Annotated in this window: 6 protein-coding genes; all 6 read right to left on the reverse strand. The window is 46.1% G+C overall.

Annotated elements, in window-relative coordinates; all coding sequences use genetic code 11:
• Nucleotides 1-1,715 (reverse strand): PQQ-binding-like beta-propeller repeat protein (locus K8S13_RS03470; RefSeq protein WP_291460475.1); only part of this gene is annotated, 1,715 nt, incomplete at its 3' end.
• A 37-nt stretch (nt 1,716-1,752) separates the two neighbouring features.
• A complete protein-coding gene (locus tag K8S13_RS03475; RefSeq protein WP_291460476.1) occupies nt 1,753-2,331 on the reverse strand; it encodes a hypothetical protein in 579 nt (192 codons plus the stop codon).
• A complete protein-coding gene (locus K8S13_RS03480) occupies nt 2,324-3,742 on the reverse strand; it encodes a sulfatase (RefSeq protein ID WP_291460477.1) in 1,419 nt (472 codons plus the stop codon). The genes K8S13_RS03475 and K8S13_RS03480 overlap by 8 nt, the downstream gene beginning before the upstream one ends.
• Entirely contained in the window at nt 3,739-6,084 is a 2,346-nt protein-coding gene (locus K8S13_RS03485) for an efflux RND transporter permease subunit (RefSeq protein WP_291460478.1), read from the reverse strand. Before K8S13_RS03485 ends, K8S13_RS03480 begins: the two co-directional genes overlap by 4 nt.
• 38 nt (nt 6,085-6,122) lie before the next feature.
• Complete coding sequence (locus tag K8S13_RS03490) at nt 6,123-7,244, reverse strand: YCF48-related protein (RefSeq protein WP_291460479.1); 1,122 nt, start codon at nt 7,242-7,244, stop codon at nt 6,123-6,125.
• A gap of 100 nt (nt 7,245-7,344) precedes the next feature.
• Nucleotides 7,345-8,706, reverse strand: a complete 1,362-nt coding sequence (locus K8S13_RS03495; protein ID WP_291460481.1) for a DUF1329 domain-containing protein — start codon at nt 8,704-8,706, stop codon at nt 7,345-7,347.
• Nucleotides 8,707-8,723 lie beyond the last annotated feature (17 nt).

Below are 8,723 nucleotides of genomic sequence, written 5' to 3' on the forward strand. Positions count from 1 at the left end.
GCCGTGTTTACAGCTCTATTGGCTGCGGCCCAGAGGGCATCTCTTATGATAAGATGCTGGTGAATCGGTTTGAACTTTGTTATGCCACCGACAACGGGCCTGGGGCTTTTTGAATTTCCTAAAATCGCCCGTCCCAGGACCCTTCTAAGGGGAGAGTTGCCCACGTAAATGCCGCCATCCGGGCCCGTTACCATGGATGAAACAGAATCTTCCGCACCATCTGCAAAATAGACAACCTCTCCGGTCTCTCTATCAATCAACCCGGCGCCCAGTCTCAGTGGAAATTTCTGTTTACCCATTACAACGCCTGCGGCACCGGTGAAAGCAATACCATTGGCGCCCACTTCAGCGCCTAAGGCTTTAATATTTTCCTGGAAATTACCTGTATCATACATATTCAGGTTAGCGGTCCATGCCAGTTCTGCATAATCACCTCGATCAACGATCTTCTTGATTTTTGTTCGCGTGTTTGCAAAAATTTCTCCGTTATCTGCGGAAACCACGAGTGATCCTGCCACTTTTGCTTCAACGTTGACAGACCAGATCTTGTCCCCTGTAGAAGTATTAACGGCATAAACAGAATTAAAGGCATCAGCGATGTAAACCCTTTTCCCATCAGCGCTGATTGCGGGTGTTGAGGCTGTGCCCCCTGGAACTTTAGAGATCACCTTGACTTCCAACCGAAAGCTGTCGTCCTCTTGAACCAGATCCAGACCGTATAAGGCTGCAAAGTCAGCCCACCCATCTTTTTTCCCATCTTCTTCGTCGGCTAGGGTGGCCGCAATCCAAATACGACCGCTATTGCTGTCCACGGAAAAAAAGTTGGTTATTTTCTGCAGCTCTCCTGCGGCAACATGTAGGACTGAGCTTATCGGGTCAATACTGCCACTGGTATCACCGACCATATGGGCGATATCCTTGTTTGCCTTTTCAGCGATTTTTTTTGGCAATGAAAAATTGGTTACACCCGTCCGGTCACCCGGCATCATGAAAGGTTGCGATAACCGCTGTTTCCCGGTTTTTCGATCCAAAACATAAATATGGCCGTCTCCCAATGCGGCAATCAAGGAATCGGTTTGGGGATGGTAGTTTAGGCCGAAATTGTGCTGATTCGGCTTTAGTGATCCTGGTTGAAGTTTGGGCAATCCAGTGGGAACATCCCAAAGTATGGTCCCATCGATTTTGGCAGCGACAGCCCTGTCATAAGTGCCGACATATATCAAGTCTTCGTAGGTTTCCGGATCAGTAAGAATCATCGGCGTTCCAGCTCCGGCACTAAAACCCGGCAGAACCCACCTGCGTTTTCCCTTTTCCGGTTCGATAGAGATCATGATCAGATCTTCCGGCGGAAAAATCGGACAAAAATAAATATTACCCTGACTGTCAAAGACCGGGCCTTCGGGCACAAAGAAGTTTTGTTCAGCTGTCCAATCAAGTTCGACTGCCGGTGATATTACCGTGGCAATTTCATCTGATCCGCGCAGGTCCGTATGCATTGCCCGCCCAAAAGTCACTGGACGGCTGTTGCTGTTCCTGTTGCTTGAAAAATCCCTGATTCCTTTAGGCTTCCATGTTGTTTTTTCCGGCAAACTGTATGTTTTTGGGGTCGATTCTGTGATCAATAGCCGTGCCGTCAATATCTTAACCTTGGCACACGCCGGGAGAAAATAAACAAAAAGCATCAATATCAATATCAATCTAATTTTATACTTCATGATAACCTCTTAAAACATTTTATTTAAAAAACATTAATCATAAAAACAGTTTCACATAAATCATCTTAATCATCAGGTGAAAATTGAGTCCACCTCCCCAGATGATGATAAAATAAGTCGCTGCCAATGAGATGAGTATCGCAATGATCGGTCCCGGAGTCACAATTTTGATGGATGCGTTTTTGCGTTTCACGATTGCCCTGCACACAAGCTCGCTTACACCTATTAATCCGACCTGCCCTATAAGCAGCCATAACTGGAGGGAAGTAAAGAGAACATAAAATAATCCCTCCAAAAGTGTCACCCCGGAGGTTGCCCGGATGAATTCCTTTATACACCAGGCCAGGGGCATAATATATACACCCATCACCCGCAGTTTAAACGAAGCGCCGTTAAAGTACATAACAGGATAAATAAGCAGACTGCTGAAACCCACACTGACATAAAGCAAAACACAGATTACGGCGGCCAGGGTTCGATACAGGGAGACATCATCAATCGTTCCGATAAGGTGATAGGCAAGATTTAAAAAGAGCCAGAAACATAAAACAATACCAGCCGGGATAAAAAATCCGGCCAGAGATTTTTTTTCACGTCCTGTTATTGTATTATCCATGTCGCTTCCTCCGTTTATATTCCTCTAACTGTATTTTCAGGCCGGGAAGGACCTTTGCACCTTCGGGTGTTTCCATCAAATTATGGATGTTTCCGGGGTCTTTCAGGATATTGTAAAGCTCCGGCTTCATGCGGGATTCATTGTATTCAATATAGAGAAACTCATTTGTCCTGACCGCATCAATCCCGGGAACCGTATACGGTGGAAAATCTTTAAAGAACTCATAATGAAAATCTTCTCTCAAGGTAATTGATTGGCCCTCTAAAATCGGCAGAATACTCTTCCCATCCATATAGGCGGGAACTGAAATTCCGGCCAGGTCCAAAAGGGTTGGGGCAAGATCTACATTAAGAATCATCTTATCGGACCGGTTTCCGGGGTCTTTGATACCAGCAGGATATTTTACAATAAACGGAATCCGCAAGTCGGGTTCATAAGCCCAGCGTTTATCAAAATGTCCCTTGTCACCAAAAAAGTATCCATTATCTGTTGAATAAATTACAATCGTATTATCTGCGATCCCCAGCCGCTCCAGTTCATCAATAACCCTTCCCACCTGCTGGTCCAGGGAGGTGATCAGGCTGCAGTATCTCTTGTACTGGGCTTCCACATTCCATAAAACACCGCCGTAAATACCTCCATCGCACATACCAGCGTAACGATGCGCCCACTTGGGTAAATGGTCAATGTTTTTATCCTCATAAAAATTTTTAAGCTCCGGTGGCGGTTTAAAAGGGCCATGGGGCGCCTTGTGGGCAAGATAAAGGCAAAAGGTATTGTCCTTTTCTTTATTGATAAACTCAATGGCAAAATCCGTCAGGTCTTTTCCTATGTATTTCCCTTTTCTCTGGGTTTCAACACCATCAATGATTAACGGGCAATCAAAGTATTGACCCTGACCGGTCTTGGCGGTAAAGGTGATGAATCGATCAACACCTCTCAGTTCCGGGAGGTGACCCGGCATATGCCACTTGCCGATAAATGCGGTTTTATACCCGCCTTTTTTCATCAGCTCGAGCACCGTAACATTCTTATTATTCCAGGGGGTAATATTATTCGTTACGCCGTGTTTATGGGCATATTGACCGGTAACAAAACTTGCCCGGGAAGGGCTGCATAAAGAAGTTGTGCAAAAAGCATTGTTAAACACTATCCCTTCTTTTGCCATCCGGTCCATATTCGGCGTCTGAATCCAGGGATGATCCATAAATCCCATATGGTTCCAGCGATGATCATCAGACAGGATAAAAACAATGTTTGGCTTTTTAGTTTCTTTAGCATGGACAATATTGGAAAAAGAGGTAAGTGTAATGCTGGACATAATCAAGGTGACTATAACCCACATCCACAGTGTCCTGTGAGATTTTAACCTGATATTCCCTTGTCTCCTGTTTGAGTGAAAACGCTTCATTGTAATACTCCTTTGGGGTTTTTCTTCAAACTGTTTTCAGGCCCTTCTTTTTTAAGAAGCCAGAAAGCCAGAGCAGGCAATACAATTACCGCGCCGATCATGTTCATGAGAAACAGAAAAGTCAATAAAATGCCCATGTCAGCCTGGAACTGGAGGGGTGAAAAGATCCAGGTGCCCACTGCAATGGCCAGGGTGATCCCGGTAAGCATAACAGCACTACCGGTAATATTTAATGTAAGTTCATAAGCCTCACGAAGCGGCTTACCCTCCTGTATGAGACTGCGAAGTTGACCATAGATATAGATACTATAGTCCACACCGACCCCGACACCCAGTGCCACCACCGGCAGGGTGTTCACTTTCAGTCCAATTTCAAGGTAATTCATCAGCGCATAGGCCAGAAGCGATACAAGCCCCAGCGGTAACAGGATGACCAGTACTGCTCTAACGGAACGAAATGCAATCAGACAAAAAAGTATGACTGCACCGAATACACAAAAAAGAATCGGGAACTGACGGGCCTGCACTTCTTCATTTGTTGCCGCCATAATACCGACGTTGCCGGTGGCCAGCCTGAACTTTACCTTATCTGACGGATTTGCTGCTATGTATTTTTTTACCGCAGATGTGATGCGGTTGATGGTCTCAGCCGTATGATCGCTTGTAAACATTTTCACCGGCATGACACTGCAATCTTTATTCAGCATGCCGGAATTCATTCGAACACTTGAGGTGGCTGTCATAATTTCCACACGACCTCTGGGCAGCTCCTTCCATTTTGGATTCCCTTCGTGCCAGCGGGAGTTCATCCTTTTGGCAATATAAGGAAGTGTGGCCACAGACACCACACCTTCAACATTCTGCATGTGCCAGGCAAACTGGTCAATACTGTTCATTGCTTCATAGTCAAGGCAGCCGAATGCCACGGTCTCGGCAATCACTGATATGGAGTCAACACCAATGGAGAATCGATCAGTTATTGCCGCTGTATCAAGGTTGTAGCGGGAATCAGGACGGAATTCCGGTACACCCTGGTGAAGATCTCCGATTTTAACGCCTGCCCCTTTCCATGCACCGAAAATAGTCAGACACACCACCACCAAAATGATGGTGACAGCCATCTTTCGCTCGGCACAGCGCGACAGAGACCTCCAGACAGATGCAAGACGTTCAGCACGGCGATGAAGCTTGCGCCGGTATTTCTCACTTGCCGGGGGAAATGAAATGAGTACCGGCAGCAGTAAACCGTTAACAACAATAATAACAGCAACACCTATGCTTGCGGTCAGTGCAACCTCCTGGATGATTCGAACCGGTATCAGATAGATCGTAAAAAAACCAATGGTATCGGTAATCAGGGCGGTGATACATGGCACCAGTAGGCGGCGAAAACTGATACGGGCAGCTTCCTGCGGCCTGGCACCCTTGTAGAGCTCAGAGCCTGTGGCACTGACCATTTGAACAGCATGGCTCACTGCAATGGCAAAAATAAGGAAAGGTACTAAAATACCCATGGGATCAATACCAAACCCCAGTATCGGCAACAGACCTAACTGCCAGACCACAGCAATCGAGGAGGAGCATAACACTGTAGCAGTGCGCCAGAATGACATACTGTAGACATAGACCATCAGCCCGGTAATCACAAAAGCGATTCCAAAAAAAATAACCACTCGCTTGGCACCTTTTGCCATGTCACCGATGACTTTGGCAAACCCGATGATATGAACGTCAATATTTTCAGTCTGGAATTTTGTTCTGACCTTTTCTTCAAGATCCCGGGAAACCTTCAGATAGTTGAGCTTCTTTCCGGTATTAGGATCTACGTCAAGCAGACCCGCACTAATAATAGCTCCGGAAAAATCATTGGCCACCAGGCGACCCACAACACCTGATTTCAGCACATTCTGCCGCACCTGATCCAGCCCCTGTGGTGTGGGCTGAAAGTCAGCCGGAATCACATTACCCGCATTAATCCCATCCTCGGTGACCTCAACAAAACGGACATTGGCCGTAAAAAGAGATTTTACTTTACTTCTTTCCACGCCTGGCAGAAAGAAAACCTCATCAGTAGCGCTCTTGAGCGTAGAAAAGAACTCTGGTGTGTAAATATCGCCGCCTTTTGCCACCAAAGCAATAATGATTCGGTTTCCGCCACCAAAACTTTCCTTATGGTCGAGATACGTTTTCATGTACTCATGTTCCAATGGGAGGAGCTTTGAAAAACCGGCATCAATATAGAGTTTTGATGATGAGTATCCCAAAATAACGGTAATGACTGTAAAAAATACCAGAATCAGGCCACGGTGCCGGAAGATAAAATTTTCTAAAAATGAAATCATGAGATTAATTCTCCCATTTCTCGTTCCCGAGATAAGCGTTAATGGTTGATGGAGAGACCATCGATCTGAAGCTTTTTCACCCCGGACTGACCAATCAATAGTACGGTCTTGCCATCAGGTGATACAGATGTCATGATATCTTCTCGGCTGGGATGTATATAAGATGTAAAATTATTGCCCCCATTCCGACTTACCAATATTGTACCTCCCAGGCCGGTGATGATAATTCTGCCGTCAGCAAGACGGGTGCCGCCCATGAGGGTGGAGGTAGTCCCGGTTTCAATCTCCTGCCAGGTATCACCGCCATCGTCTGTCCGGAAAAGATGGCCGCGCAATCCAAAAAAAAGCAGCGAGTCGCCGTCAAGGGCAAGGAGACCCAAAAAAGACCCATGGTATGGAGAAGCCAGCGAAACCCAGCTTTGTCCGTTGTCACTCGAACGATAGATCGTCCCCATTTCAGCTGCAATATAAATTCGTCCTGTTGCACTTTGGGTGATTTTGTTCAAACAAACCTCCTCAACATATGCTTCTTCATCATCTTTAAAATCTGCAGCTTCTTCATCATCTAAACCAAAAGCACCCATAAGAGCAGCTTCTTCATCAGAGATGCCGTCCTCCTCAGTAAAGGATTTGGTAATATTCAGTTTATCGGACCGCCAGGTGTCACCGCCGTCTTCAGTTATAAGGAATAAACCATAGGCACCAATGGCAAAACCGGTATTTGCATTTTTAAAACATATATCAAGAAGCGGACGTTCGTCGTCTGTTTTGGCATGGACTATTTTCCAGGTTTTCCCACCATCTTTTGTGCGTAAAATTTCCTGATAATAGCTGGCTGCAAACCCCAGGTTTCTGTCGTGAAAATAGACTCCCGTAAGTGTGGTGCGGCTGGGAACATCCATCTGTTCCCATATGGTGCCGCCATCACTGGATATCAAAATATGCCCTCGCTCTCCAACAACGACCACATCTCCATTGGCAGTCATCCCATCAAGAAGCAAAGATCGGCTTGCAAGAGGTGCTTTCACTGAATAGTCTGGCTGGGCAAAAGCTGATACCGGCATCATTATGGCAAGCAGCAACGCCATAAGAAGCAGCGCCCTTAGTCGAAAATATTTTACACGGCAGTAACCAGTCTGTTTTCGTCTATTAAACTCCATGACATGCTCCTTTAAGCTTGCAAAGCCCAGTCGTTTTCCGCCAGAAGGCGGCCAGGTGATCCGGTTTTGAATCACCTGGTTTTGAAAAAGTTGTAAAGCCCTACCTTGTCCCCATTCGCCTTAAGGCTGCAGGTGTAAAAATTCTGGGAGACATTTTTTTATTGAAAATATATTCATTTTCTTCATTGTGAACACCAAATACGTTGTAACGACCGGACTGAAAATCATAAGTAAGCTCGAACGTGGGCATGAATGCCGGCACATCGTAATAGTTGACCACAGGGGCTTCCTGCAATTTCCAGAGCTGGTCCCTGTTATCATAGCAATCCACAGCTAATATCTGCCATGAATCTTCGTCAATATAGAATGTCCGTCGTTTGTATATGTGGCGGGTTCCCTGCTTTAAAGTCGCGTCAATTACCCATACCCTGTGCAATTCGTAACGGGCCAGTTCCGGGTTGATATGGCGTTTTTGTAAAATATCCTTATATTTAAGATCACCACTATGCAGTTTATAAGAGTTGTAGGGAACAATTATTTCCTTCTTGCCCACAAGATTCCATTCATAGCGCTGGGGACTGCCATTGTACATATCAATCTGGTCGGTAACTATGATTCCATCCGAACCCTCATTTGGATTGTCAAATCCCATATCGGGCGCCCGAAGGACACGGCGCTGACCTGGTTTATATGACCATGCCTTGCGTGATTCCTTTTCCTGATCCAGGGTCTCGTGAATAACTACGGCTTTTCCCGCATTCCGGGGAGGTCCCAGTGTTAGTGCCAGTCGGACAAAAATAAGATTGTTGAGTTTTTCCTCGGTGGCACCTTTCCGGTGATACAAAAACAGATTCTTGCCGTGGATAAATCCCTTTTCATATGATCCGCCTCGGGTAACGGGAAATTTTGCGTATTTACGCTCCAGACTGTCGCCCTTATATTTGAGCAAGCTGTTCCAAATAGCTTCCAGCCCGTTTTTGGGAATAGGAAACGGAATACCGATAACCGAACCGGTTACCCCGTTGCCACCCTCCACCAGTTCGGCAGTTGCCACATTTTTAATGGTAGCGTCGTAAATACGCTGGGGCACCGATGCACTGCGACGTGTTGGATAGACATTCATTTTATATGTATCCATTGCCTTAAGCATGGCCTTATGCCCCTCAGTTAATTTGTCTGAATATTGATTCATATTAGCTGCGTTGATGGTGTACTGCACTTGATCTTTGGCAAATGGATCAAGATGGTGCATCCCCGGCTCATAGCCTGCAGGTGGTGTAATGATGCCCTCTTCCCAAGCCGGGATAGTGCCGTCGGCATTGCCTGCTTTTTCAGCGCCGAGCGGGGTAAGATCCTTGCCCAGACGGGCAGCCTCCTCCGGGTTGAGTTTGGCCCAGGTGTTTGTTACAGCCAAGCCGGTCACAAAAAAACCGACCATTATAAATAATATTATTTTCCGCATGATGTTCTCCTCTTATA

The organism is Desulfobacula sp. (assembly GCF_021107415.1).

Excerpts from the sequence above, each read along its gene's own strand:
- K8S13_RS03475 (WP_291460476.1), bottom strand. The coding sequence starts at position 2,331 with ATGGATAATACAATAACAGGACGTGAAAAAAAATCTCTGGCCGGATTT.
- K8S13_RS03480 (WP_291460477.1), bottom strand. The coding sequence starts at position 3,742 with ATGAAGCGTTTTCACTCAAACAGGAGACAAGGGAATATCAGGTTAAAA.
- K8S13_RS03485 (WP_291460478.1), bottom strand. The coding sequence starts at position 6,084 with ATGATTTCATTTTTAGAAAATTTTATCTTCCGGCACCGTGGCCTGATT.
- K8S13_RS03490 (WP_291460479.1), bottom strand. The coding sequence starts at position 7,244 with ATGGAGTTTAATAGACGAAAACAGACTGGTTACTGCCGTGTAAAATAT.
- K8S13_RS03495 (WP_291460481.1), bottom strand. The coding sequence starts at position 8,706 with ATGCGGAAAATAATATTATTTATAATGGTCGGTTTTTTTGTGACCGGC.